Source organism: Kitasatospora sp. NPDC088861, assembly GCF_044750105.1.
Taxonomy (GTDB): Bacteria; Actinomycetota; Actinomycetes; order Streptomycetales; family Streptomycetaceae; genus Kitasatospora.
Genome location: NZ_JBIVJF010000014.1, coordinates 61,292 through 87,387, shown reverse-complemented (window position 1 = coordinate 87,387; position 26,096 = coordinate 61,292). Strand labels below are relative to the sequence as shown.

The 26,096-nt window shown below is 70.8% G+C and carries 20 protein-coding genes and 2 tRNA genes; 4 read left to right on the top strand and 18 right to left on the bottom strand.

Features of this window, described 5'->3' with window-relative positions:
* Positions 1-51: 51 nt before the first annotated feature.
* Positions 52-792, bottom strand: coding sequence for an NAD-dependent deacylase (locus ACIP37_RS23220; RefSeq protein ID WP_363580076.1), 741 nt, complete (start codon positions 790-792; stop codon positions 52-54).
* A gap of 112 nt (positions 793-904) precedes the next feature.
* On the opposite strand from ACIP37_RS23220, the gene ACIP37_RS23215 reads away from it, so the two are divergent.
* Both ACIP37_RS23215 and ACIP37_RS23210 read left to right on the top strand, forming a co-directional pair.
* Entirely contained in the window at positions 905-1,969 is a 1,065-nt protein-coding gene (locus ACIP37_RS23215; RefSeq protein WP_363369345.1) for a MoxR family ATPase, read from the top strand.
* Complete coding sequence (locus ACIP37_RS23210; RefSeq protein ID WP_363580074.1) at positions 1,966-3,765, top strand: DUF2201 family putative metallopeptidase; 1,800 nt, start codon at positions 1,966-1,968, stop codon at positions 3,763-3,765. Before ACIP37_RS23215 ends, ACIP37_RS23210 begins: the two co-directional genes overlap by 4 nt.
* Positions 3,766-3,861: 96 nt before the next feature.
* Here the strand turns inward: ACIP37_RS23210 and ACIP37_RS23205 are convergent, their stop codons facing one another.
* From ACIP37_RS23205 to ACIP37_RS23125, 17 genes are all read right to left on the bottom strand, one after another.
* On the bottom strand, positions 3,862-4,473 hold the full coding sequence (locus ACIP37_RS23205) for a hypothetical protein (protein WP_363617961.1): 612 nt from the start codon (positions 4,471-4,473) through the stop codon (positions 3,862-3,864).
* A 202-nt stretch (positions 4,474-4,675) separates the two neighbouring features.
* On the bottom strand, positions 4,676-5,356 hold the full coding sequence (locus ACIP37_RS23200; RefSeq protein WP_363580070.1) for a response regulator transcription factor: 681 nt from the start codon (positions 5,354-5,356) through the stop codon (positions 4,676-4,678).
* Positions 5,353-6,540 carry a sensor histidine kinase gene (locus tag ACIP37_RS23195; RefSeq protein ID WP_363629370.1) on the bottom strand — a complete coding sequence of 396 codons (1,188 nt, stop codon included), beginning with the start codon at positions 6,538-6,540 and terminating at the stop codon, positions 5,353-5,355. The genes ACIP37_RS23200 and ACIP37_RS23195 overlap by 4 nt, the downstream gene beginning before the upstream one ends.
* An 82-nt stretch (positions 6,541-6,622) precedes the next feature.
* Positions 6,623-7,297 carry a hypothetical protein gene (locus ACIP37_RS23190; protein ID WP_400809061.1) on the bottom strand — a complete coding sequence of 225 codons (675 nt, stop codon included), beginning with the start codon at positions 7,295-7,297 and terminating at the stop codon, positions 6,623-6,625.
* A gap of 180 nt (positions 7,298-7,477) precedes the next feature.
* Positions 7,478-7,551 (bottom strand) — tRNA-Met (locus ACIP37_RS23185).
* 168 nt (positions 7,552-7,719) lie between these two features.
* Entirely contained in the window at positions 7,720-11,613 is a 3,894-nt protein-coding gene (locus ACIP37_RS23180; protein ID WP_350877062.1) for a DNA-directed RNA polymerase subunit beta', read from the bottom strand.
* Positions 11,614-11,711: 98 nt separating this feature from the next.
* Positions 11,712-15,188, bottom strand: coding sequence for a DNA-directed RNA polymerase subunit beta (rpoB, locus tag ACIP37_RS23175; protein ID WP_350877059.1), 3,477 nt, complete (start codon positions 15,186-15,188; stop codon positions 11,712-11,714).
* Between the two features lie 722 nt (positions 15,189-15,910).
* Positions 15,911-16,294 (bottom strand): 50S ribosomal protein L7/L12, encoded by a 384-nt coding sequence (gene rplL / locus ACIP37_RS23170; RefSeq protein WP_208869184.1) that lies wholly within the window; start codon positions 16,292-16,294, stop codon positions 15,911-15,913.
* 84 nt (positions 16,295-16,378) lie between these two features.
* A complete protein-coding gene (rplJ, locus tag ACIP37_RS23165; protein WP_063348937.1) occupies positions 16,379-16,942 on the bottom strand; it encodes a 50S ribosomal protein L10 in 564 nt (187 codons plus the stop codon).
* Positions 16,943-17,308: 366 nt separating this feature from the next.
* Complete coding sequence (locus tag ACIP37_RS23160) at positions 17,309-18,172, bottom strand: hypothetical protein (RefSeq protein ID WP_363580063.1); 864 nt, start codon at positions 18,170-18,172, stop codon at positions 17,309-17,311.
* 267 nt (positions 18,173-18,439) lie between these two features.
* Positions 18,440-19,252 carry a hypothetical protein gene (locus ACIP37_RS23155; protein WP_363580061.1) on the bottom strand — a complete coding sequence of 271 codons (813 nt, stop codon included), beginning with the start codon at positions 19,250-19,252 and terminating at the stop codon, positions 18,440-18,442.
* 111 nt (positions 19,253-19,363) lie between these two features.
* Positions 19,364-20,149, bottom strand: a complete 786-nt coding sequence (locus ACIP37_RS23150; protein WP_400844419.1) for a hypothetical protein — start codon at positions 20,147-20,149, stop codon at positions 19,364-19,366.
* Positions 20,150-20,320: 171 nt separating this feature from the next.
* Positions 20,321-21,043, bottom strand: coding sequence for a 50S ribosomal protein L1 (gene rplA / locus ACIP37_RS23145; protein ID WP_363580057.1), 723 nt, complete (start codon positions 21,041-21,043; stop codon positions 20,321-20,323).
* A gap of 77 nt (positions 21,044-21,120) precedes the next feature.
* Entirely contained in the window at positions 21,121-21,555 is a 435-nt protein-coding gene (rplK, locus tag ACIP37_RS23140; RefSeq protein WP_063348931.1) for a 50S ribosomal protein L11, read from the bottom strand.
* A 165-nt stretch (positions 21,556-21,720) separates the two neighbouring features.
* Positions 21,721-22,608 carry a transcription termination/antitermination protein NusG gene (nusG, locus tag ACIP37_RS23135; protein ID WP_363580055.1) on the bottom strand — a complete coding sequence of 296 codons (888 nt, stop codon included), beginning with the start codon at positions 22,606-22,608 and terminating at the stop codon, positions 21,721-21,723.
* 212 nt (positions 22,609-22,820) lie between these two features.
* A complete protein-coding gene (gene secE, locus ACIP37_RS23130) occupies positions 22,821-23,180 on the bottom strand; it encodes a preprotein translocase subunit SecE (RefSeq protein WP_350877047.1) in 360 nt (119 codons plus the stop codon).
* A gap of 147 nt (positions 23,181-23,327) precedes the next feature.
* A tRNA-Trp gene (locus ACIP37_RS23125) sits at positions 23,328-23,400 on the bottom strand.
* Positions 23,401-23,684: 284 nt separating this feature from the next.
* Between ACIP37_RS23125 and ACIP37_RS23120 the strand changes: the two genes are divergently transcribed.
* Positions 23,685-24,932: a pyridoxal phosphate-dependent aminotransferase gene (locus ACIP37_RS23120; protein ID WP_363580053.1), complete on the top strand. Its 1,248-nt coding sequence runs from the start codon at positions 23,685-23,687 to the stop codon at positions 24,930-24,932.
* 128 nt (positions 24,933-25,060) lie between these two features.
* Positions 25,061-26,095, top strand: a complete 1,035-nt coding sequence (locus tag ACIP37_RS23115) for an adenosine deaminase (protein WP_350877043.1) — start codon at positions 25,061-25,063, stop codon at positions 26,093-26,095.
* Position 26,096 lies beyond the last annotated feature (1 nt).

Sequence of the window (26,096 nt, the reverse complement as noted above, 5' to 3'; positions counted from 1 at the left end):
GCCGGAAGGATCATCGTACGCATGCGGTTCACCCGTTTTTAAGCCCCTTCTTCAGAGCCCCTCCCCCACCAGCCTGCGCACCAGGGCCGGCAGCGCCTGGGAGATCGGCTCGCGGATCACCTCGTCGGCGGCCTCGTCGCACGGCGTCGGCTCGGCGTTCAGGATGATCAGCTTCGACCCGGTCCGCACCGCGTTGTACGGCAGCGCCGCCACCGGGAACACCTGAAGGCTGGTACCGACCGCGATGAACACGTCGCAGGCGCGGGCGATCGAGTCGGCCTGCCCGAGCACCTCCTGGTCCAGGTTCTCGCCGAACATCACCGTGCGCGGCTTCAGGATCCCCCCGCACGCCCGGCAGGCCGGGTCCGGCTCGCCCGCCTCGACCCGCCGCAGCGCCTCCGCCATCGGCCCCGTCGCCGCGCAGCCCAGACACTGCACCTCCAGTGCGGTGCCGTGCAGTTCGAGCACCTTGCGCGGGGCCAGCCCGGCCCGCTGGTGCAGCCCGTCCACGTTCTGGGTGAGCACCCGCAGCGGCAGCCCCGAGCGCTCCAGATCGACCAGCGCCCGGTGCCCGGCGTTCGGCTCGGCCCCCAGCACACCCGTCTCCAGCCTCAGCCGCCACGCCCGCCGCCGCACCTCGGGATCGGCACGGTACGGGCCGATGGTGACCAGGTCCTGGGCCGACGGGTCCCGCTGCCAGAGCCCCTGCGGGCCGCGGTAGTCGGGGATGCCCGAGTCGGTCGAGATGCCCGCGCCGGTGAGGACGGCGATCAGGGGGCGTTTCGCGTTCATGCCCCGGACGGTACGGGCGGCCCGGTTCGGGGCGCCAGCGAAAATCCGGGTGCGCCGCGCCAACTACCGCCGCACACTGGGCCGGTCACCCCACCACTTGCCAAGGAGCCCCGTGCAGGGAGCAGTCAGCGTCTCGCCCGTCCAGATTCCCGAGTTGCTGCTCGGGCTGGCCACCGTCCGGCCGGTGTTCCTCTGGGGCGCGCCCGGGATCGGGAAGTCCTCGCTGGTGCGGGAGTTCGCCGAGTCGCTCGGCCTGGAGTGCGTGAGCCTGGTCGGCACCCAGCTCGCCCCGGAGGACCTGATCGGTGTCCCTCAGCTGACCCCGGAGGGCCGTTCCCGGTTCTGCCCGCCCGAGCAGATCGCCCGCGACGAGCCGTACTGCCTGTTCCTGGACGAGCTCAACGCAGCGACCCCGGACGTCCAGAAGGCGTTCTACTCGCTGATCCTGGACCGCCGGATCGGCTCGTACGAGCTGCCGCCCGGCTCGATCGTGATCGGCGCCGGGAACCGCGCCACCGACGGCGCGCTCGCCCGGCCGATGGCGTCCGCGCTGGTCAACCGCATGGTCCACGTGCACCTGCGGGCCAGCGCCGCGGACTGGCTGCGCTGGGCGGCCGGCGCCGGCATCCACCCCTGGGTCATCGACTACGTCACCGACCGGCCCGACCACCTGTGGTCCGCCCCGCCGAAGACCGAGGAGCCGTTCTCCACCCCGCGCGCCTGGCACATGCTCTCCGACGCGCTGCACTCCTTCGGCCCCACCTTGGACGAGGAGACCCTCAAGGTGCTCGCGTACGGGCTGCTCACCCCGCAGCACGCGATCGCCTTCTGCGGCTACGCCAAGATCGTCCGCAACGCGTACGGCCTGGAGGCGATCCTCAAGGGCGACGCCCGCTGGCCGCACCGGCTGGAGGACCGCGACCTGCTCTACTACCTGGCCGACGCCTTCCGCGGCCGCCTGGTCAAGGAGCTGCCGGCCAGCAAGGAGCACGCCTCGGGGGCGCAGCGGCAGACCGCCTTCCGGGCCAAGTCGCTGCTGGTGCAGCTGGCCGAGATCTCGGTGGAGGTCGCCCAGACGGTGATCGCCGACGGCGCGGACGGCAATCCGGTGCTGCCCTCCTGGTTCCTGATCGAGGCGGCCCGGGACATGCCCCGGCTGGTCGAGGCCCGCCGGTGAGTCCTTCCGTCCAGAAGGGTGCGAAGAAGCCGGACCCGGGCGCGGAGGTCTTCGCCGAGGGAGTCCGGCTGCTGCGCCAGAATCCGGCCTTCGACGCCGTGCCCGCCGATTTCTGCCGCCGGGACGACTGCGGGCTGGCCCCGCCCGGCGGCTGGGCGGTGGTCGACTCCGACGGCACCGTGCACGTCAACCCGCGCCGCCGGGCCGAACCGGAGGAGTGGGCCTGGGTGCTGGCGCACTGCCTGCTGCACCTGGGCTTCGGCCACGTCCCGGCCGCCCGGGGTATCCGGGTCCAGCCCGACGTCTACGAGGAGGCGGCCCGCTGCGCGGTGGTGAACCGTTTCCTCGCGACCTTCCCGGTCGGCCGCCCCCCGGTCGCCCTCCCGCAGGAGTACCCGGGCGGCGACGAGGAGGAGCTGACCGCCCGCTGGCGCCGCGACGGCCTGCCGCCGGCCGTCACCGCCGGGACGGCCGGCACCGCCGACCACGACCAGCTGCTGGTCGAGTGGCAGAACTACGGCCACACCCCGAAGGACTGGTCGATGGCCTTCGCCGCCGCCCTCACCCGCACCATGTCCGCCGCGATGGACCGGGCCGGCGGCCGTTTCGACCAGGAGACCGGCGAGCGCCTGCCCGTACGGCCGTGGACCAGGGCGCTCGGCTGGTTCGTCTCCTCCTACCCGCTGCTCGGCGGCATCGCGGCCGGCCTCACCGTCGTCGCCGACGCCGAACTGGCCCGCGCCCACGGCATCACCATCGCCGCCGTCAACGCCGAGGCCGGCGAGGTCTACATCAACCCGCTGCGCCAGCAGACCGACGAGGAGTGGCGGTTCATCCTCGGCCACGAGATGCTGCACGCCGCCCTGCGGCACGGCGAGCGTCGCGGCGGCCGGGATCCGTTCCTCTTCAACGTCGCCGCCGACTACGTCATCAACGGGTGGCTGCTGGAGATGGGCGTCGGCGACATGCCGGAAGGCCTGCTGCACGACCCGCAGCTGAAGGGGCTGTCCGCCGAGGAGGTGTACGACCGGATCGTCCGCGACGAGCGCCGGATCCGCCGGCTCGCCACCCTGGCCGGCAAGAACCGCCCGGACATCCTCGGCGCACCGCTGGACCGCGGCCCGCGCGACTACGTGGACCTCGACGACTTCTACCGCCGCGGCCTCCAGCAGGGCTTCGAGCTGCACCAGCGCGAACGCGGGCTGCTGCCCGCCGGGCTGGTCGAGGAGATCCGCGCCCTCGCCCACCCGCCGCTGCCCTGGGACGCCCGGCTGGCCCGCTGGTTCGACGAGTTCGTGCCCCGCCCGGAGCCGGTCCGCAGCTACTCCCGGCCGGCCCGCCGGCAGTCCGCCACCCCGGACATCCCCCGGGCCGGCCGCTACCACCCGCCCGAGGAGGTGCCGCGCTGCACCTTCGGCGTCGTCCTGGACACCTCCGGCTCGATGAACCGGGTACTGCTCGGCAAGGCGCTCGGCGCGATCGCCTCGTACGCGGCCGCCCGGGACGTGCCCGCGGCCCGGGTGGTGCACTGCGACGCCGCACCGCACGACGCCGGGTACGTCCCGGTCGGCGAGATCGCCGGCCGGGTCCGGGTGCGCGGGCGCGGCGGCACCGAGCTGCAGCCGGGCGTCGACCTGCTGGAGCGGGCCGAGGACTTCCCGCGCGGGGCGCCCGTGCTGGTCATCACCGACGGCGCGTGCGACGTGCTGCGGGTGCGCCGCGAGCACGCCTTCCTCGTCCCCCGGGGCGCCGGGCTGCCGTTCACCCCGCGCGGACCGGTGTTCCGGATGAGCTGACGGGCGCCCGCCCCTCCCCTGCGGGAGCGGCCGCCCGTCCGTACCGCCCGGTCGGACCAACACCGGTCAGACCGGCGCCGGTCAGACCAGTGCCGGTCAGACCAGTGCCGGGCGGGGAGCGGCGGAGCGGCGGGCCAGCGGGGCCAGCGCCGCCAGGTAGCAGACCGCGGCCACCGGGATCAGCGCCAGGTCGACCCCCGAGGCGGCGGTGCCGGCCAGCATCAGCACCGGGCTCCACCAGGGCAGCGTCCGGGCCGCGCCCACCGCGGCGGCGACCAGCAGGGCCAGCAGGCCGACGTAGAACAGCAGCGGGCCGATCCGGTAGACGGCCGGCAGCACCCCGGGGACGCCCTGGACGCGGTCGAACAGCCGCGACTGCCCGGCCTTGTCCGCCGCCGCCAGGCCGACGTACAGATCGATCCCGATCTGCACCAGCGAGGCCGCCAGGCCGGCGAACGCCGTCCCGAGCGCGGCACCGGCCGCGAGCCGCCCGGCCGTGGTCCCGCGCGGGGCGAGCAGCCCGCGCAGGGCGAGCAGGACCGGGGCGAACAGCAGCAGCCCGGCGAACATCGCGGTGTGGCCGACCGTCCAGCCGAGGCCGGGCTCCCGGGAGCCCGGGACCAGCCGGATCCCCCCGTAGAGGGCCATCAGGGCGGGGGCGCCGACGACGGCGTAGGCGGTGCGGCGGTTCTGCTGCGGGGTGTTCATCCGACGATCTCCTGTGGTGATCCGCGGCCCCGGCAGGTAGCTGGTGGCCCGTGGTCCGTTCCGACACCACAGATGCTGTCCGCCGCACCCCTCGTCGCGGATCGCCCGCACCGGCGAACCCGCCGTCTCCCCCGCACGAGGGAGCCCCGACCAGGGGCCCCGACCAGGGGCCCGCGCGCCCGGCGTGATCCGGAGGGGGGCCCTACGCCTCCCCCGCCACCACCGCGCCGGCCTCGTACGCGAACACCACCGCGTGCACCCGGTCCCGCAGCCCCAGCTTGCTCAGCACATTGCTGACGTGCGTCTTCACCGTGTGCTCGCTGACCACCAGCTCGGCCGCGATCTCCGCGTTGGAGAGCCCGCGCGCCAGCAGCCGCAGGGTCTCCTGCTCGCGCAGGGTGAGCTGCTCCAGCAGCTTGGACGGCGGCCGGACCGCCCGCTCGGGCGAGCCCGGGCGGCGGGCGGCGAACTCGCCGATCAGCCGCCTGGTCACCGAGGGCGCGAGCAGCGCCTCCCCGGAGGCCACCATCCGCACCCCGTGCGCCAGGTCGTCCCGCCGGACGTCCTTGAGCAGGAAGCCGCTGGCGCCCGCGTACAGCGCGTCGAAGACGTAGTCGTCGGCGTCGAAGGTGGTCAGCATGATCACCTTGGTGGACGGAAACTCGGCGCAGACCCGGCGGGCCGCCTCCAGCCCGTCCATGACCGGCATCCGGACGTCCAGCAGCAGGACGTCCGGGCCGTGGGCGCGGACCGCCTCGACCGCCTCGGCGCCGTCGCGCGCCTCGGCCACCACCTCGATGTCGGGCTGCGCGTCCAGGATCATCCCGAACCCTGCCCGCACCAGCTCCTGGTCGTCCGCGACGACCACCCGAATCGGATTCATCCGCCCGCCTTCTCCACCACGCCCGCCACCCCCAACGGCAGCCGGGCACTCACCAGGAAGCCCTTGCCCTCCGGTCCGGGTCCGGCCTCGGCCCGCCCGCCGCAGGCCGCCGCCCGCTCCCGGATGCCGACCAGCCCGCGGCCGCCGGACCAGCCGTTCACCGCGCCGCCGACGGTCACCGGCAGCCCGCGCCCGTTGTCGGACACCATGACCTCCAGGGTGTCCCCGGACCGCCGCACCCGGACCGCCACCCGGTCGGCGCCGGAGTGCTTGACCGTGTTGGTCAGCGCCTCCTGCACGATCCGGTACGCCGCCGCCTGGAGGTCGGCGGGCACCGCGCCCAGCCCGTCGGCCAGTTCGAGCTCCACCGCCGGTCCGGCCCGGCGCACCCGCTCTGCCACGTCGGCGAGTTCGGCCAGCCGGGGCTGCGGAGCCAGCTCAGGGCCGGCCCCCTCCTCCTTCAGCACTCCGAGGACGCGACGCAGTTGGACCATCGCGTCGCGGCCCGCGTCGGCGATGGTGTCGAAGGCGCGGATCGCCCGGTCCGGGTTGGCGTGCACCACCAGCGGCCCGGCCTCGGCCTGGATGATCATCAGTGAGACGGCGTGCGCCAGGATGTCGTGCATCTCCCGGGCAATCCGGGCCCGCTCCTCCACCACCGCGCGGCCCGCCTCACTCGCCGCCCGTTCCCCCGCCTCGCGGGCCCGCTCGGCCTCCAGCCGGGCCAGCCGCCGCTGGGCGCGCACCAGCGAGCCGAAGACGAACGAGCCGACCGAGGTGAGCAGGCTGAACAGCATGCCGTTGGGCGAGTGGGTGCCGATCACGTTGGCGACCACCACCACCGCCAGCACCGTCCAGCGCTGCCGGTCCGGGGAGCGCTCCGCCACCGTGTAGATGCCGATCACCCCGGCCAGCGGCACCTGCGGACTCGCCGAGTGCGCCACCACGGACAGCGTCATGAGGGCCACGCTGCCCGCCGCCAGCGCGGCCAGCGGCGCCCGGCGCCGCCAGGGCAGCGACAGCGAGGTGGACACCGCCACCAGGTAGACCCACCACGGCCAGGCCGTGTCGTCGTTGCCGACCGCCCAGACCGAGATCCCGGCCGATGCCACGGCCAGCAGCGAGTCCAGCACGTACGGACTCAGCCCGGCCGACCAGCTCTGCCAGCGCGCCGCTCGCACCACCGCCGCCCCTCCCCCGGGTCCGGGGGCGCCGCCCCCGCGGAGAAGATCATGCCCTACCGGCAGGACCTCCGGAACGGCCCGGTCAGACACCGTCGACCGACACTCCGCCGGCGCCCGTGCGCGCCGCGATGCTGCGCGCCGCCCCCGGCTGCGAGGGGATCCCGAGTTCCACTCCGCCGGCCCCGGCGTGCGCGTCCACCGCGTACGCCTCCCCGGCCGGCACCCTGACCCGCACCCCGCCGGTCTCCGCCTTCGCCTCCACCTTCACGGGTGCCGCCGCGAAGTCGGCCCGCACCCCGCCGGTCCGGGTGCTCAACCGGACGGTCTGCGAGGTCAGCCGGGTGGCCTCGACCCCGCCGGTGTCCACCGAGGCCTCCACCTCGGCGGCCAGCCCGACCAGCCGTACCCCGCCGGTCTCCTGGGTCACCCGCACCTTCGTCCCGGCCGGCACCTGCACGGTGTACCCGACGCCGCAGCCCCGGCAGTCGTACGTCAGCCGCAGCACGCCGTCCTTCACCTCGTGCGTGGTCCGCGGCGCCTCGCCCCGGTAGTTCTGCTCCTCGGTCACGTGCACCGCGTTGCCGCCGCCGGTCACCACGATCCCGCCGGTGTGCGCCTCGACCACCAGTTCCCCGACCGGCTCCGACACCCCGTAGTCCACGGTCCGGTGCTCCTGGTCGTCCCCGAAGGGCAGGCAGGCGGACATCCCGACCAGCACCGTCCCCGTGATCGCCATCGCGCCCAGTACCCGCTTCATGCCCGGCCCCCTTCGAAAGCCCCGCCGTCCCGACACGCGAAGCCTCCCCCGGCCGTCCCCTCTCCCGCCTCCCTCGCCAGAGCGGTTCCGGCCCCTCCCCCGCACGAGGGAGGGGCCGCTCCCGGGAACGACGAAAGGGCCCGGAGGCTTGATGCCTCCGGGCCCTTCGTTGCTACTGAGTAGCGGGGACAGGATTTGAACCTGCGACCTCTGGGTTATGAGCCCAGCGAGCTACCGAGCTGCTCCACCCCGCGTCGGTAAACACGACTCTACGCGACTTCTGCCGGGGAACCTAATCCGTGCCCCGCAGGGCCCCCGGCCCCCTCGCCCCCTCGCCCCCTCGCCCCCTCGCCCCCGCAGCGGGAACGCCGCAGGGCGGCCACCCCGCGAGGGGTGACCGCCCTGACAGCCGAACGTCGGACTCAGCCGGTGTACGGGCCGTAGTCGTAGTCGTCCAGCGGGACCGCCTGGCCGGAGCCGGCGCCGAAGGGCGACAGGTCGTAGTCGTCGTAGCCGACGGCCGAGTACATCGCGGCCTTGGCCTCCTCGGTCGGCTCGACCCGGATGTTGCGGTAGCGGGGCAGACCCGTACCGGCCGGGATGAGCTTACCGAGGATGACGTTCTCCTTGAGGCCCAGCAGCGGGTCCGACTTGGCGTGGATCGCCGCGTCGGTGAGGACCCGGGTCGTCTCCTGGAAGGAGGCGGCCGACAGCCAGGACTCGGTGGCCAGCGAGGCCTTGGTGATACCCATCAGCTGCGGACGGCCGGAGGCGGGGTGACCGCCCTCGGCGACCACGCGACGGTTCTCGGTCTCGAAGCGGCCGCGCTCGACGAGCTCGCCCGGGAGCAGCTCGGCGTCGCCCGACTCGATGATCGTCACGCGGCGGAGCATCTGCCGGATGATGATCTCGATGTGCTTGTCGTGGATCGACACACCCTGCGAGTTGTAGACCTTCTGGACCTCGGCGACCAGGTGGATCTGGACGGCACGCTGGCCCATGATGCGCAGGACGTCGTGCGGGTTGGTGGCACCCATGGTCAGCTTCTGGCCGACCTCGACCGCCTCGCCCTCGCTGACCAGCAGCTTCACACGCTTGGAGACGGGGTAGGCGATCTCGTCGCTGCCGTCGTCCGGGGTGATGACGAGCTTGCGGGTCTTCTCGGTGTCCTCGATCCGCGCCCGGCCGGTGGCCTCCGAGATCGGGGCCACACCCTTGGGGGTACGGGCCTCGAAGAGCTCGACGACACGCGGCAGACCCTGGGTGATGTCGTCACCGGCCACACCACCGGTGTGGAAGGTACGCATCGTCAGCTGGGTACCGGGCTCACCGATGGACTGGGCGGCGATGATGCCGACCGCCTCACCGATGTCGACCAGCTTGCCGGTGGCCAGCGAACGCCCGTAGCAGAAGGCGCAGGTGCCGACGGCCGACTCGCAGGTCAGGATCGAGCGGGTCTTGACCTCGCCGATGCCGTGGCGGATCAGCTCGTCGATCAGCACGTCACCGAGGTCGGTGTTGGCGGTGGCAAGGAGCTTGCCGTCCACCGTGATGTCCTCGGCGAGCATGCGGGCGTACACGCTGGTCTCGACGTCGTCGGCCTTGCGCAGCACGCCGTCCGCACCGACGGTGCCGATCGCCAGCTTCAGGCCGCGCTCGGTGCCGCAGTCCTCCTCGCGAATGATGACGTCCTGGGAGACGTCGACCAGACGACGGGTGAGGTAGCCGGAGTCGGCGGTACGGAGGGCGGTGTCCGCCAGACCCTTACGGGCACCGTGGGTGGAGATGAAGTACTCCAGCACGGTGAGACCCTCACGGAACGACGCCTTGATGGGTCGCGGGATGGTCTCGTTCTTGGCGTTCGACACCAGACCACGCATACCGGCGATCTGGCGCATCTGCATCATGTTTCCACGAGCACCCGAGTCGACCATCATGAAGATGGGGTTCGTCTTCGGGAAGTTCTCGTTCATGGCCTCGGCGACCTCGTTGGTCGCCTGGGTCCAGATGCCGATGAGCTCCTGCTTGCGCTCGTCGTTGGTGATCAGGCCGCGCTCGTACTGACGCTGGACCTTCTCCGCCTTCGCCTCGTAGCCCTCGAGGATCTGGGGCTTGTTCGGCGGGACGACGACGTCGGAGATCGAGACGGTGACACCCGAGCGGGTCGACCAGTGGAAACCGGCCGCCTTCAGGTTGTCCAGGGTCGCCGCGACGACGACCTTGGGGTAGCGCTCCGCCAGGTCGTTGACGATCGCGGAGAGCTGCTTCTTGCCCACCTCGTAGTCGACGAACGGGTAGTCCTCGGGCAGCAGCTCGTTGAAGAGCGCGCGGCCCAGGGTGGTGGTCAGGCGGAACGGCTCGCCGTCGAACCAGGCCGTCTGGCCCTCCTCGTCCACCGGCGGGGTCCAGCCGCGCGGCGGGACGGTGCCGGCCGGCAGGCGCAGCTCGATCGGGGCCTGGACGTCCAGCTCGCGGGCGTCGAAGGCCATGACGGCCTCGGCGGTCGAGGAGAAGGAACGGCCACCGCCCTTCACCGTCTCCCGGTCCGAGGTCAGGAAGAACAGACCGAGCACCATGTCCTGGGTCGGCATGGTGACGGGGCGACCGTCGGCCGGCTTCAGGATGTTGTTCGAGGACAGCATCAGGATGCGGGCCTCGGCCTGCGCCTCCGCGGAGAGCGGCAGGTGGACGGCCATCTGGTCACCGTCGAAGTCCGCGTTGAACGCGGTGCAGACGAGCGGGTGGATCTGGATGGCCTTGCCCTCGACCAGCTGGGGCTCGAAGGCCTGGATGCCGAGGCGGTGCAGGGTGGGCGCACGGTTCAGCAGGACGGGGTGCTCGGCGATGACCTCTTCGAGCACGTCCCACACGACCGGGCGGGCACGCTCGACCATGCGCTTGGCCGACTTGATGTTCTGCGCGTGGTTCAGGTCGACCAGGCGCTTCATCACGAACGGCTTGAAGAGCTCCAGCGCCATGGCCTTGGGCAGACCGCACTGGTGCAGCTTGAGCTGCGGGCCGACGACGATGACCGAACGGGCCGAGTAGTCGACGCGCTTGCCGAGCAGGTTCTGGCGGAAACGACCCTGCTTGCCCTTCAGCATGTCGCTGAGGGACTTCAGCGGGCGGTTGCCCGGGCCGGTGACCGGACGGCCGCGACGGCCGTTGTCGAACAGGGCGTCGACGGCCTCCTGGAGCATGCGCTTCTCGTTGTTCACGATGATCTCGGGCGCGCCGAGGTCGAGAAGCCGCTTCAGGCGGTTGTTGCGGTTGATCACGCGGCGGTACAGGTCGTTCAGGTCGGAGGTCGCGAAGCGGCCACCGTCCAGCTGCACCATCGGACGCAGGTCCGGCGGGATGACCGGGACGCAGTCCAGCACCATGCCGTTGGGCTTGTTGGTGGTCTGCAGGAACGCGGAGACGACCTTGAGGCGCTTCAGCGCACGGGTCTTCTTCTGGCCCTTGCCGGTGCGGATGATCTCGCGCAGGCGCTCGGACTCCTCCGCCAGGTCGAAGGTCTCGAGGCGGTCCTTGAGGGCCGCCGCGCCCATCGAGCCGGAGAAGTAGGTGCCGAAGCGGTCGCGCAGCTCGCGGTAGAGCAGCTCGTCGCCCTCGAGGTCCTGGACCTTGAGGTTCTTGAAGCGGGCCCACACCTCGTCGAGGCGGTCGAGCTCGCGCTGCGCGCGGTCGCGCAGCTGCTTCATCTCGCGCTCGGCGCCCTCGCGCACCTTGCGGCGCACGTCGGCCTTGGCGCCCTCGGCCTCCAGCTCGGCCAGGTCGGTCTCGGCCTTCTTGGCACGGGCCTCGAGGTCGGAGTCGCGGCGGTTCTCGATCTGCTGGCGCTCGACCGAGACGTGCGCCTCCAGGGACGGCAGGTCGCGCTGGCGGCGCTCGTCGTCGACCCAGGTGATCATGTAGGCGGCGAAGTAGATGACCTTCTCGAGGTCCTTCGGCGCCAGGTCGAGCAGGTAGCCCAGGCGGGACGGCACGCCCTTGAAGTACCAGATGTGGGTGACCGGGGCGGCCAGCTCGATGTGGCCCATCCGCTCACGGCGCACCTTGGCGCGGGTCACCTCGACGCCGCAGCGCTCACAGATGATGCCCTTGAAGCGGACGCGCTTGTACTTACCGCAGTAGCACTCCCAGTCCCGGGTGGGGCCGAAGATCTTCTCGCAGAAGAGTCCGTCCTTTTCGGGCTTCAGGGTGCGGTAGTTGATGGTCTCCGGCTTCTTGACCTCGCCGTGCGACCACTGGCGGATGTCGTCGGCGGTGGCCAGGCCGATGCGGAGCTCGTCGAAGAAGTTGACGTCAAGCACTGGTCGTCAAGCCCTCTTTCGTAAGTCGAGAGTCGTTCATGTGGTCTGAGGGGGGCCTGGGGGCGGGCCGGCTGCTCGGGCAGCCGGCCCAACCTCCGTCAGACCTCTTCGACGCTGCTCGGCTCGCGCCGGGACAGGTCAATGCCGAGCTCCTCGGCGGCGCGGAACACGTCCTCGTCGGAGTCCCGCATCTCGATGGACTGGCCGTCCGAGGACAGCACCTCCACGTTGAGGCAGAGCGACTGCATTTCCTTGATGAGGACCTTGAAGGACTCGGGAATGCCGGGCTCGGGGATGTTCTCGCCCTTGACGATGGCCTCGTAGACCTTCACGCGGCCGAGGACGTCGTCGGACTTGATGGTGAGCAGCTCCTGCAGCGCGTAAGCAGCGCCGTACGCCTCAAGGGCCCACACCTCCATCTCACCGAAGCGCTGACCACCGAACTGCGCCTTACCACCGAGCGGCTGCTGGGTGATCATCGAGTACGGACCGGTCGAACGGGCGTGCAGCTTGTCGTCGACCAGGTGGTGCAGCTTGAGGATGTACATGTAGCCGACCGAGACCGGCATCGGGAACGGCTCGCCGGAGCGGCCGTCGAACAGCCGGGCCTTGCCGGTGGAGTTCACCAGGCGCTCACCGTCACGGGTGAGGGTGGTGTTGTCCAGCAGGCCGGTGATCTCGTCCTCGCGGGCGCCGTCGAAGACCGGGGTGGCGAGGTTGGTGCCGCCCTGGACGGTGTCGGCGCCGATCGCCTGGAGGCGCTGGGCCCACTCGTCGGCGAGGCCGGAGACGTCCCAGCCCTGCTTGGCGAGCCACCCGAGGTGGATCTCCAGGACCTGTCCCGGGTTCATTCGGGACGGGACGCCCAGCGGGTTGAGGATGATGTCGACCGGGGTGCCGTCCTCCAGGAACGGCATGTCCTCGACCGGCAGGATCTTCGAGATGACGCCCTTGTTGCCGTGACGGCCGGCGAGCTTGTCACCGTTGGTGATCTTGCGCTTCTGGGCCACGTAGACGCGGACCAGCTGGTTCACGCCCGGGGGCAGCTCGTCGCCCTCTTCGCGGTCGAAGACGCGGACGCCGATGACCTTGCCGGACTCACCGTGCGGCACCTTCAGCGAGGTGTCGCGGACCTCACGGGCCTTCTCACCGAAGATCGCGCGGAGCAGGCGCTCCTCCGGGGTCAGCTCGGTCTCGCCCTTGGGCGTGACCTTGCCGACCAGGATGTCGCCGGTGACGACGTCGGCGCCGATGCGGATGATGCCGCGCTCGTCGAGGTCGGCGAGGACCTCCTCGGAGACGTTCGGGATGTCCCGGGTGATCTCCTCGGGGCCGAGCTTGGTGTCACGGGCGTCGACCTCGTGCTCCTCGATGTGGATCGAGGAGAGGACGTCGTCCTGCACGAGGCGCTGCGACAGGATGATCGCGTCCTCGTAGTTGTGACCCTCCCACGACATGAACGCCACGAGCAGGTTCTTGCCGAGGGCCATCTCGCCCTCGTCGGTGCACGGGCCGTCGGCCAGCACCTGGCCGGACTCGACCCGGGCGCCCTCGTCCACGAGCACCTTCTGGTTGAAGGCGGTGCCCTGGTTGGAGCGGGTGAACTTGGCGGCGCGGTACGTGGTGTACGTGCCGTCGTCGTTGGCGACGGTGACGTAGTCGGCCGAGACCTCCTGGACGACACCGGCCTTCTCGGCGGTGATGACGTCCGCGGCGTCGACGGCGCAGCGGTACTCCATGCCGGTACCGACCAGCGGAGCCTCGCTCTTCAGCAGCGGCACCGCCTGGCGCATCATGTTCGAGCCCATGAGCGCGCGGTTGGCGTCGTCGTGCTCGAGGAACGGGATCATGGCGGTCGCGACCGACACCATCTGGCGCGGCGAGACGTCCATGTAGTCGATCTCGGTGCCCGGGATGTAGTCGATCTCGCCGCCACGGCGGCGGACCAGGACACGCGGCTCGGCGAAGGTCAGCTCCGTCGTCAGCGGGGCGTTGGCCTGCGCGATGACGTAGCGGTCCTCCTCGTCGGCCGTGAGGTAGTCGACCTGCTCCGTGACGACACCCTCGATGACCTTGCGGTACGGGGTCTCGATGAAGCCGAAGGCGTTGACCCGGCCGTACGAGGCCAGCGACCCGATCAGACCGATGTTCGGGCCTTCGGGGGTCTCGATCGGACACATGCGCCCGTAGTGCGAGGGGTGCACGTCACGGACCTCGAAGCCGGCGCGCTCACGGGAGAGACCACCGGGGCCGAGGGCGGACAGACGGCGCTTGTGGGTCAGGCCCGACAGCGGGTTCGTCTGGTCCATGAACTGCGACAGCTGGCTGGTGCCGAAGAACTCCTTGATGGAGGCGACGACCGGCCGGATGTTGATCAGGGTCTGCGGCGTGATCGCCTCGACGTCCTGGGTGGTCATGCGCTCGCGCACGACGCGCTCCATACGGGCGAGACCCGTACGGACCTGGTTCTGGATGAGCTCGCCGACGTTGCGCAGGCGACGGTTGCCGAAGTGGTCGATGTCGTCGACCTCGACCACGATGTCGCGACCGGTCTGGTCGTTCCACTCGGTCTCACCGGCGTGCAGCTTCACCAGGTACTTGATCGCACCGATGATGTCGGGCTCGGTGAGCACGCCGGAGTCCAGCGACTCGGCGTTGCCCAGCTTCCGGTTGACCTTGTAGCGGCCCACCTTGGCGAGGTCGTAGCGCTTCGGGTTGAAGTACAGGTTCTCCAGAAGCGTCTGCGCGGCCTCGCGCGTCGGCGGCTCGCCAGGACGCAGCTTGCGGTAGATGTCCAGCAGCGCGTCGTCCTGGCCCTGGGTGTGGTCCTTCTCCAGGGTGTTGCGCATGGACTCGTACTCGCCGAACTCCTCGAGAATCATCTCGTTGGTCCAGCCGAGCGCCTTGAGCAGCACGGTGACGGACTGCTTGCGCTTACGGTCGATGCGGACGCCGACCATGTCGCGCTTGTCGATCTCCATCTCCAGCCAGGCACCACGCGAGGGGATGACCTTGCAGGAGTAGATGTCCTTGTCGGACACCTTGTCCAGGGTGGAGTCGAAGTACACGCCCGGGGAGCGGACCAGCTGCGACACGACGACACGCTCGGTGCCGTTGATCACGAACGTGCCCTTGTGGGTCATGAGCGGGAAGTCGCCCATGAAGACCGTCTGAGACTTGATCTCACCGGTCTCGTTGTTGGTGAACTCGGCCGTGACGAAGAGCGGAGCCGCGAACGTGAAGTCGCGGTCCTTGCACTCGTCAATCGAGTTCTTCGGCGGCTCGAAACGGTGGTCGCGGAAGGTCAGCGACATCGACCCACTGAAGTCCTCGATCGGGGAGATCTCCTCGAAGATCTCCTCCAGACCGGACTTGGTGGGGACGTCCTGACCGTTCTCCAACGCCGCCTCGACCCGGGACTTCCAGGCCGCATTGCCGAGCAGCCAGTCAAAGCTCTCGGTCTGCAGGGCCAGGAGGTTGGGGACCTCGAGGGGCTCCTTGATCTTCGCGAAGGAGACGCGGAGCGGGGCGGTGGATGCGGCGGAATTGTTCGAGGCGTTGCGCGGCGCGGCCAAGAGGGGGGTCCTTCCGAGGGCTCGGAGCTCACTACGCGCGTACCAGCCGGGCCTTCACGGGCTTGGTCCCGCCTCCCTCGCCACTGGCCTCCGCCGGGATCGAGATCCCAGGTCAGAGCCGCTTTGCGGAGGCGATGCCAGACCCCTTCAGGGCAACGCAGACTCCGGGCGACGAGTCACGGAGCAGCTAACAGGCAGCGCAAAGGGACAGTGTAGCCAAAGGGCACACTGCTGTCCAGCTCTGATTCGGAAACCGAATCGGAGACTCCTCCCGGTAGCCGGCGGACGCGAACGCCCACCGGGTACTGCACCGGCCCGGGCACTGCCCGGGCCCCATAACTCACGTGGAGTCATTTCCCGCCTGAGCCACTGGTTATGCATCCAGGGGCAAACCAACCGGGCGGACTCGCGCCTTGAGAATCGCGCGCCTCGCCGGGTTCGTCAAGGGCCCGCAGGCGGTGCGGACCTCGACCCGTCCATCGGCCGGACGCCCCCCGGCGTTACAGAAGCCGTGGTGGGGGCCACAGTCGATGACGGTGATCACCATACCCGTCCGCACCGACGCTGCCGAGTGGGCTCTCGGCCACACCGGCGCATCCCGGCCGCGGACCGGCCCCGGGGCCGTCCCAGGGCCGCTCAGGGCCGGAAACGCGAAAAAGCCGGGCCGACCACCCACAAGGGTGATCGGCCCGGCTTCAGGCCCCCTCAGAGGGGGCGAGAAGTCACTTGACGGTGACCTTGGCGCCGGCGCCCTCGAGGGCGGCCTTGGCCTTCTCGGCAACGTCCTTGGCAACCTTCTCCAGGACCTTGGCACCAGCGGTGTCAACGAGGTCCTTGGCCTCCTTCAGGCCGAGGGAGGTCAGGGTGCGCACCTCCTTGATGACCTGGATCTTCTTGTCGCCGGCACCATCGAGGATGACGTCGAACTCGTCCTGCTCCTCGACGGCCTCAACGGCGGCCGGGCCACCGGCGGCGGCAACGGCGACCGGGGCGGCGGCGGTGACGTCGAACTTCTCCTCGAAGGCCTTCACGAAGCCAGCGAGCTCGATGAGGGTGAGGTCCTCGAACTGCGCGAGCAGCTCGTCCTGGGACAGCTTCGCCATGATGGCGTCCTTCCACTAAATCGGCAGGTGATGCCGTATGTACGGGTGGGGCGGGCACGGGCCCGCAGCGAGGCGTGAGCCTGCCGATTACTCGGCGGCGGCGTCCTCGGCGGCGGGAGCCGGCGTACCGGCACCGCCCTGCTCGACCTTGTCGCGCAGCGCGTCCACAGTGCGGACGAGCTTCGACGGCAGGGCCTGGAAGAGCGCGGCAGCCTGGGACTGCTTGGCCTTCAGGGCACCCGCCAGCTTGGCGAGCAGCACCTCGCGGGACTCGAGGTCCGCGAGCTTCTTGATCTCATCGGCGGACAGCGCCTTACCGTCAAGGACACCGCCCTTGATGATGAGAGCGGGGTTCTCCTTGGCGAAGTCACGCAGAGCCTTCGCCGACTCCACCGGGTCACCGGTGACGAAGGCGACAGCCGTCGGACCGTTGAACAGGTCGTCGAGCTCCGAAATCCCGGCCTCGTTGGCCGCGATCTTGGTCAGCGTGTTCTTCACCACGGCGTACTCGGCGTTCTCGCCGAGCGAGCGACGCAGGGTCTTGACCTGCTTCACCGAGAGACCGCGGTACTCGGTCAGCAGCGCCGCGGAGGAGCCACGGAACTTGTCCGTGATCTCGGCGACGGCAGCAGCCTTGTCGGGCCTTGCCATAGGCTTACGCCTCCTTCCGTGATGTCGAAATCCGGCCGACCGCGAAAGTCGACCATTCACGCCTCGAACCAACCGGACGGAAGGAAAGCCTGCGGAAAAGCAGATGAGCCCCGGTGCGCAGGGCGCACGGGGCTCGAAACGACCTCAACGGATGTTCGCGCGAACGCGGACCCGGAAGTCGAAGCTCCAGACACACCTGCGCGGGCTGCCTGCGACGAAGCGCAGATCCTTCGGCCACCGAATCCCTCGCGAGAACGGTGACAACCAGCGGTCTTTGGCTTCGGTAACAGTAACCGGACTCGGCCGTCCGGGGCAAATCGCCCCTGAACGGCCGATCCCCGCCGGGCCGGCCGCGCCGGACGGGGCTCAGCGGGCCAGTGGGGAGACCGTCCGGGGCCCGGTGTCCACGGTGTCCGCCTCGGCCGGGGCCTGCACCGAGAGCAGGGCGCCGGCGAAGTCGGAGTAGAGGATCGAGTCGTCCGCCCGGCCGCTGTCACCGCTGCCGGTGCGCTGGAGCCGGACCAGCTGGTCCTTGTCGTTGAGCCAGAGGTCCACGGTGAGCGAGATCGAGCCGCCGGGGGCCAGCGCGGCCCGCAGGCCGTCCCGGCGGGCCTGGGTCAGCTGGGTCTGGGCGGCGGCGTAGCGCTCGGCGGTGGTGGTGATCCGGTAGTGCTCGACCGTCGAGTCGTCGAACTTCTCCTCACCCACGAACCGCGGGTCCACCCCGTCGGCGGTGGCGGCGGCCAGCGCCTCGACCGGGTTCAGCAGGTCGATCAGCCCCGCGTACGGGACCTCCCGGTGGCCGTCCGGGTCCGGCGGGACGGAGAAGCGCTCCCAGTGCCGGCCGCCCTGGCGAGCCGCGGTGGCGGCGTCACCGCCCTGGTAGGCGACGGTGTCCACGACGATCAGCTGCTCGGCGTCGGCCGGGGTGGAGCGCTTGATCTGGAGCGCCGTCTTGGGCTGCCAGAACAGCGGCCCGGCCCCGGCGTCCGCTCCCAGCCGGTAGCTGACCTTGGCCCGGCGGGCGGTCTGCATGGCCAGCTGGGCGGAGACCAGGACGCCGTGCGGCGAGCGGTCGCTGGGCTTGGCCGCCTCGGTCGACGAGGAACTGGTCGGGGTCGGGCTGCCGGAGGGCACGGCCGGCGTGCCGCCACCCCCGCCGCATCCGGCCAGCCCGCTCGCCAGCAGGACGACCGCGGCCAGCGCCGCCAACCGCCGTCGTCCCGCCATCGTCTGGTCCCCTCTCGCCCGGGCGCCGCGTCGGCGGCTTTCGTTCCGGCCACCTTGCCACCCTGCCCCGGATCAGCCGGTGGCGCCCCCCTTGCCCAGCTTCGCCAGCTCGGCCAGTTCCACCGTGTCGGCCGCCTCCGGCACCGCAGTGGTGACCGGCGTGCCGTAGTCCGAGTGGAGGACGGTGGACTTGCCGTTCTGCGCCCCGGGGGTCAGCCGTTCGGTACGGAGGGAGCCGTGTCGGCTCCGGTGCGCGGGCTCGGCGGATCAGCCGAGCAGTTTGAGGAGGTCGGTCTCGCTGCCGAGGTCGGTGGCGGCGGGGGCGTCGATCTTCGCGGCCTTGCCGAGGTCCGCGTACTTGACGGTGACGGCGTCGTGCTCGCCGTTCTTGTCGCCGTACTCCTGGTACTGGACGAGTTCCTGCCGGCCGTTGAGCCAGAAGTCGATGGTGAGGGTCCTGCCGTCCTCTTCCAGGGACTTCTGGACGGCCGTGCGCTGGTCGGCCGTGAGCGCCGGCATGCCGGCCACCATGGCGGAGGCCTCCTCGACCACCCGCAGGTGGGTGACCTGGACGCCGTCGAGGCTCTCCTGGCCGACCTTGGCGGGCTTGCCGCTCTGCGCGGCGAGCCCGAGCTGGGCGACCGGGTTGAGCAGCTGGCTCATCAGCAGGACGCCGTCGCCGAGTTCGTTCGAGGCGGGCAGCTTGATCCAGTGCTTGCCGCCCATGGCGGCGGCCTCGGTGTCGCCGCCGCCGAGGTAGCCGTCGGTGCCGATCACCCGGAACCGGATCTTCTTGGTCTCCACCTCGCCCGTCAGGTCGACGGCCGTCCGGTTCGGGTCCTTCCAGTCGGCGTCGCCGCTGCCCGCGGTGTGGGTCGAGCCGTCCGGGGAGACCATGGTGACCTTGCCGTTGCCGGCCTTCTGCATCACCAGGGCGGAGGCGGCCAGCGCGGCCTTGGGGTCTCCGGCCGGCGCCGCGTCGCCGCTCTTGGCGTCGCCGCCCTTGCTGCCGCAGGCGGTGGCGGCACCGAGCAGCACGGCCGCGGTGACGACGGTCGAGGCGAGGCGCGCAGCGCGCATGGAGTCCCCCGTGAGATCCGAACGATCCGATGAAGAACCGATTTTCGGCTTCTTCTCACGCGGACTCTAACGGATCGCCAGATGTCCCACGCGCCGGACAGCCCCCTCCCGTCACCCGGCTTCGGCAGGGGGCGCGTCGCCTTCTCCGGGGGTCGAGACATCCGTCGTGGTCACCGTGGTGCCGTCGCTCCCCCGGGCCGTCTCACGCAGTCTCAGCAGCCGCTCACCGGGCCCGACCCAGACGTCGTAACCGATCGCCGTCACCCCCCGCCGGCGGTACCAGTCGACCACCGCGGCGAGTCGCGCGGGGGTCAACTCCTGGTCCGCGCCGAAGTATTCGGCCACCGGCGTGGTGCCCTGATAGTGCGCCACGGTCGTCCCGGCCAGCTGTTCGCCGCCGAGCGAGCCGAGCTTCCCGGTCTGCGCGATCTCGTACGCGCGGCTGCCCGGGTTGGTGACCAGGGCGGTCATCCAGCCACCCGCGTAGCCGCCCGGGCCGGTGGTCGCCCGCGGATCGAGCGACTCGGCGCCGTCCCGGTCCGCGTGCTTGGGCGGGGCGCCCTGGTAGCTGAGGTCGAGTGCACCGTCCCTCAGGGTCAGCTGCCCGGTGCCCTGCTCGTCGGTGACGGTCAGGGCGCCCTCGTCCCGGGTGCCCCAGGTCAGGGTGCCGCTCGCGGTGCGGCGGCCGGCCGGGCCCTCCTCGACCACGTCGATCCGGGCGCCGCCGGCGTCGTCCAGCGCCTGGGCGGCGGCGAGCACCACCTGGCGGGGCGGTACGGGCGCGGGGTCGCCGTCGGGGGTGCGGGTTCCCGGGGCGGCCAGCAGGCTGCACCCGGTGGTGGCACCGATCAGCAGCAGGGTGGCCACCGCGACGGCGGGGCGAAGGGTGGGCGGCACGGCACGCTCCGACGGTCACACGTTCTGCACATGATCTGACCGGCAGAGCGTACGACGCTTCGGGCAACCGTTCCCATCCACCCCCGTCCCGATCCGGAAACGACTGCGGGCCCGCACCCCCGGTGAAGGGGGTACGGGCCCGCTGTACGGACTGCTTCAGAGCCGATCGGCTCAGACCGCGGCCGGGTCCTCTTCGACGAAGAGGTTGCGGGTGCGGTTCGGGTCCACGGGGATGCCGGGGCCGATCGTGGTGCTGATGGCGGTCTTCTTGATGTAGCGGCCCTTGGCGGCGGACGGCTTGGCGCGGAGCACCTCGTCCAGCGCGGCGGCGTAGTTCTCGACCAGCTGCTCGTCGGTGAAGGAGGCCTTACCGATGATGAAGTGCAGGTTCGAGTGCTTGTCGACGCGGAACTCGATCTTGCCGCCCTTGATGTCGTTGACAGCCTTGGCGACATCCGGGGTCACGGTGCCGGTCTTCGGGTTCGGCATCAGACCACGGGGACCGAGCACGCGGCCGAGGCGGCCGACCTTGCCCATGAGGTCCGGGGTGGCGACGACGGCGTCGAAGTCCAGACGGCCCTTGGCGACCTCGTCGATCAGCTCGTCGGAGCCGACGATGTCGGCGCCCGCAGCACGCGCGGCCTCGGCACGGTCACCGGTCGCGAAGACCAGGACCCGAGCGGTCTTACCGGTGCCGTGCGGGAGGATCACGGTGCTGCGGACCATCTGGTCGGCCTTGCGCGGGTCGACGCCCAGACGCATGGCGACCTCGACGGTGCCGTCGAACTTGGTGGTGCTGGTGGCCTTGGCGAGGCGGATGGCCTCGAGGGGGGCGTAGAGGCGGTCGCGGTCGACCTGAGCGTCCGCGGCCTTCAGAGCCTTGCTGCGCTTCACTGCTGCTCCTGAATGGTGATGGGAGTCGTGGTATCACGGGCCTGCGCAGGCCCTACCACAGGGACGAAAAGAGCTGGTCAGCCCTCGACGGTGATGCCCATCGACCGGGCGGTGCCGGCGATGATCTTCTCCGCCGCGTCCAGGTCGTTGGCGTTCAGGTCGGGCATCTTGGTGGTGGCGATGTCGCGGACCTGGGCGCTGGTGAGCTTGGCGACCTTGGTCTTGTGCGGCTCGCTGGAGCCCTTGTCCACACCGGCGGCCTTCAGGATGAGGCGCGCGGCCGGCGGCGTCTTCGTGATGAAGGTGAAGGAACGGTCGTCGTAGACCGTGATCTCCACCGGCACGATCATGCCGCGCTGCGACTCGGTCGCAGCGTTGTAGGCCTTGCAGAACTCCATGATGTTGACGCCGTGCTGGCCCAGCGCGGGGCCGACCGGCGGCGCCGGGTTGGCCGCACCGGCGTTGATCTGGAGCTTGATAAGCCCCGTGACCTTCTTCTTCTTGGGAGGCATGTCTCTCCGGGTCCTTCCGAGAGGTGAGTGCTGGTGTGTGCGGAACCGGGGCGACACCCGGCCGCCAACACACACATCGAACCAGGCTAACGCCTTAGCGCCGCTGGACCAAAACGGATCCGGGGCAGGGCCCTCGGCCCCGCCCCGGATCCGAAGACCGTGGGACTAGTTCTTCTGGATCTGGTCGAAGGAGAGCTCGACCGGGGTCTCCCGGCCGAAGATCTCGACCAGGCCCTTGACCTTCTTCGAGTCGGGGTTGATCTCGTTGATGGTCGCCTGCAGCGTCGCGAACGGACCGTCGGTGACGGTGACCGAGTCGCCGACCTCGAAGTCCAGCACCTGGATCTCGCTCGGCTTGATCGGCGAGGGCTTGCCGGCATCCTTGGCCGCCTGGCGCTCGACGTCCGGGGCGAGCATCTTGACGACCTCGTCCAGGGTCAGCGGGTACGGGTCGTAGGCGTTGCCGACGAAGCCGGTGACACCGGGGGTGTTGCGCACGACGCCCCAGGACTCGGGGGTGAGGTCCATGCGCACCAGGACGTAGCCGGGGAGCTTGTTCTGGCGGATGGTCTTGCGGTCGCCGTTCTTGATCTGGACGACCTCCTCCTGCGGCACCTCGGCCTGGAAGATGTACTCCTCGACGTTCAGCGAGACGGCGCGCTGCTCCAGGTTCTGCTTCACCCGGTTCTCGTAGCCGGCGTAGGTGTGGATCACGTACCACTCGCCCGGCATGAAGCGCAGGTCCTCGCGGAACTTGGCGACCGGGTCGACCTCGACGGCCTCCTCAGCCTCGGCCTCCTCGGCGTCGGCGTCGGCCTCGGTCTCCTCGGCGGCGGGCTCCACGTCGTCCTCCACGTGCAGCGCCGCCTCCTCGGCGGGCTCGCCGGCCTCGGCCTCGTCGTGCGCGTCGACCTCGTCCTCGTCGCCGTCCACGGCGTCAACGATCTGCTCGGCGGACTCGGCTTCGTCAGCCAGCTCGGCCGCGTCCAGCTCGGCGGCGACATCCGCCTCGCGGACGGTCTCGTCGGCGTCGTACAGGGGGGACTCAGACACGGTGGCTGCTTCTTTCCTGGAGATGGTGAAGGTGGCGCGCTCCGGGGCCGGCTCCGGCGGGCTGCCGCTCGCGCGGGCGCCAGGAGAGGACTCGGAGACTTCAACAGTACCGAGTCCACGGTAGCGGCCTCGTACGTCCGGCGCAGACAGCACGACCCGGGCCGATGATTCGGCCCGGGTCGGGAGACTGCTACGGAGGTGGGACGGCCAGGTCAGCCGAAGACCAGGAGGCTCAGCTTGGAGAGGCCGTAGTCGAGGCCGGCCACGAAGCCCATCACGACCACCACGAACACGACGACGACGGTCGTGTACTGGGTGAGCTCGCTGCGGGTGGGCCAGACGACCTTGCGCAGTTCGGCGATGATCTGGCGGTAGAACAGGCCGATTCGGGCGAACGGGCCCATCTTGCCGCGCTTGCCGGACTTCTTGTCACCGGCGCGGGCGGCGCGCTTGCGCTCGCGGCGCGAGAGCGACTTCTCCTCGCCCTCGGCGGGCGTGGTGTCGGCAGCGCCGTCGGCCCCCTCGGGGTTGCCGCTCTCAGGCGTTGCGGTGGAGCCCGTGGTCTCCGTCACTCGTCCTCACCTGAATCCGGGTCCGGCCGAGCGGCTCGCGCCCGATGGGGCACGAACGGCCGGCTACAAGCGGTGCTGATTCGGCGCCCTCTCCGCATCAAGCCCGCTCGCTCTGTGGAGCGAACGGGCTGAAAACGGATCAAGCAGCAGGGCAAGAGGGACTTGAACCCCCAACCGCCGGTTTTGGAGACCGGTGCTCTACCAATTGAGCTATTGCCCTACGGGGTCTCGCGACTCCGTAGCGACCAACCTACCGCATCTCCCCCGGCTGTCTGCACAGCTGGTGAAGCTCCGGTTCTTTTTCGGCGGGCCGTCGAGCAGTGAGCATACGTGGTCGAGGGGTGTTTGGTCGAACCTCTTCTTCCGGGAGCACCGGTTGTCCGGCATATGTCCGGCATGCCCGCATGATCACCGGCGGATCGGCGGGCGCCGCCATGTGGACGGTCCGGTACGGATGGTGAAACCGCGATGCCCGGTCCGTCCCGGTTCTGCGACGATGCAGGCATGAGCGCTTCCACCCCGCAGCCCGACCGTTCCATCCGCCCCGCCGACCGCCGGGTCTCCGCCCGGGTCGGCGCGATCGCCGAGTCCGCGACCCTCGCCGTGGACGCCAAGGCCAAGGCCCTCAAGGCGGCCGGCCGTCCGGTGATCGGCTTCGGAGCCGGCGAGCCCGACTTCCCCACCCCGGACTACATCGTCGAGGCGGCCGTCGAGGCCTGCCGCGACCCGAAGAACCACCGCTACACCCCGGCGGGTGGCCTGCCCGAGCTGAAGTCCGCGATCGCCGCCAAGACGCTGCGCGACTCCGGCTACGAGGTGGACGCCTCCCAGGTGCTGGTCACCAACGGCGGCAAGCAGGCGATCTACGAGGCGTTCGCCGCGATCCTGGACCCGGGCGACGAGGTCATCGTCCCGGCCCCGTACTGGACCACCTACCCGGAGTCGGTCCAGCTCGCCGGCGGCGTCCCGGTGGAGGTCGTGACCGACGAGACCACCGGTTACAAGGTCTCGGTCGAGCAGCTGGAGGCCGCCCGCACCGAGAACACCAAGGTGGTGCTCTTCGTCTCGCCGTCCAACCCGACCGGCGCGGTGTACACCGAGGCCGAGGCCGAGGCGATCGGCCGCTGGGCGCTGGAGCACGGCCTCTGGGTGCTCACCGACGAGATCTACGAGCACCTGGTGTACGGCGACGCCTCCTTCACCTCGCTGCCGGCCCTGCTGCCCGAGCTGGCCGACAAGTGCGTCGTGGTCAACGGCGTCGCCAAGACCTACGCGATGACCGGCTGGCGGGTGGGCTGGGTGATCGGCCCCAAGGACGTCATCAAGGCCGCGACCAACCTGCAGTCGCACGCCACCTCGAACGTCTCCAACGTCGCCCAGCGCGCCGCGATCGCCGCCGTCAGCGGCGACCTGGCCGCGGTGCACGAGATGCGCACCGCCTTCGACCGCCGCCGCAAGACCATCGTGCGGATGCTCAACGAGATCGAGGGCGTGTACTGCCCCGAGCCGGAGGGCGCGTTCTACGTGTACCCGTCCGTCAAGGGCCTGCTGGGCAAGGAGATCCGCGGCCGGCGCCCGGAGAGCTCCGGCGAGCTGGCCTCGCTGATCCTGGACGAGGCCGAGGTCGCGGCCGTCCCGGGCGAGGCCTTCGGCACCCCCGGCTACCTGCGGTTCTCCTACGCGCTCGGCGACGCCGACCTGGCCGAGGGCATCGGCCGGCTGCAGAAGCTGCTCGGCGAGGCCCGCGACTGACACCCGTCGGCGCCCGCTGACGCCCGCTGACACCCGCGCTTCACGTCGGGTACCGCCCTCTTTCACCCCTTCGGGGGACGGAAGGAGGGCGGTTCCCGTTTGGGGGTCCGATGCGGCAGTATCGGCGAATGGAACGCCTGTTGAATCCGCGAGACGTCAGGGACCTCCCGAAGGCCCACCTGCACCTGCACTTCACCGGCTCGATGCGGCCCGCCACCCTGCTGGAGCTGGCCGACAAGCACGGCGTCCGACTGCCGGAGGCGCTCAGCTCCGGCGAGCCGCCGCGACTGCGGGCCACCGACGAACGCGGCTGGTTCCGCTTCCAGCGCCTGTACGACACCGCCCGCTCGGTGCTGCGGGACGAGGAGGACATCCGCCGGCTGGTCCTGGAGACCGCCCAGGACGAGCGGCGGGACGGCTCCCGCTGGCTGGAGATCCAGGTCGACCCGACCTCGTACGCGCCCCGGCTGGGCGGGCTGATCCCCGCGCTGGAGCTGATCCTGGACGCCGTGGAGCACGCCGCCACGGCCACCGGGGTGGGCATCCGGGTGCTGGTCGCGGCGAACCGGATGAAGTCCCCGATGGACGCCCGGACGCTGGCCCGGCTCGCCGTCCGGTACGCCGACCAGGGCGTGGTCGGCTTCGGCCTCTCCAACGACGAGCGGCGCGGCCTCGCCCGGGACTTCGACCGGGCCTTCGAGATCGCCCGCAAGGGCGGGCTGCTGGCCGCCCCGCACGGCGGCGAGCTGGCCGGGCCCGAATCCGTCCGGGACTGCCTGGACGACCTGGGCGCCGGCCGGATCGGCCACGGCGTCCGCGCCGCCGAGGACCCCCGGCTGATGGAACGGCTGGCGGACCGCCAGATCACCTGCGAGGTCTGCCCGTCCTCGAACGTCTCGCTCGGCGTCTACGAGCGACCCGAGGACGTCCCGCTGCGGCGGCTGTTCGACGCCGGCGTGCCGCTGGCCCTGGGCGCGGACGACCCGCTGCTGTTCGGCAGCCGGCTGGCCGCCCAGTACGACCTGGCCCGCGACGTCCTCGGCTTCGGCGACGCCGAACTCGCCGAGCTGGCGCGGCAGTCCGTCCGCGGCTCGCGCGCGCCGGAGGCCGTCCGCAAGGAGCTGCTGGCGGACATCGACACCTGGCTGGTCAGCGGCACCTGAG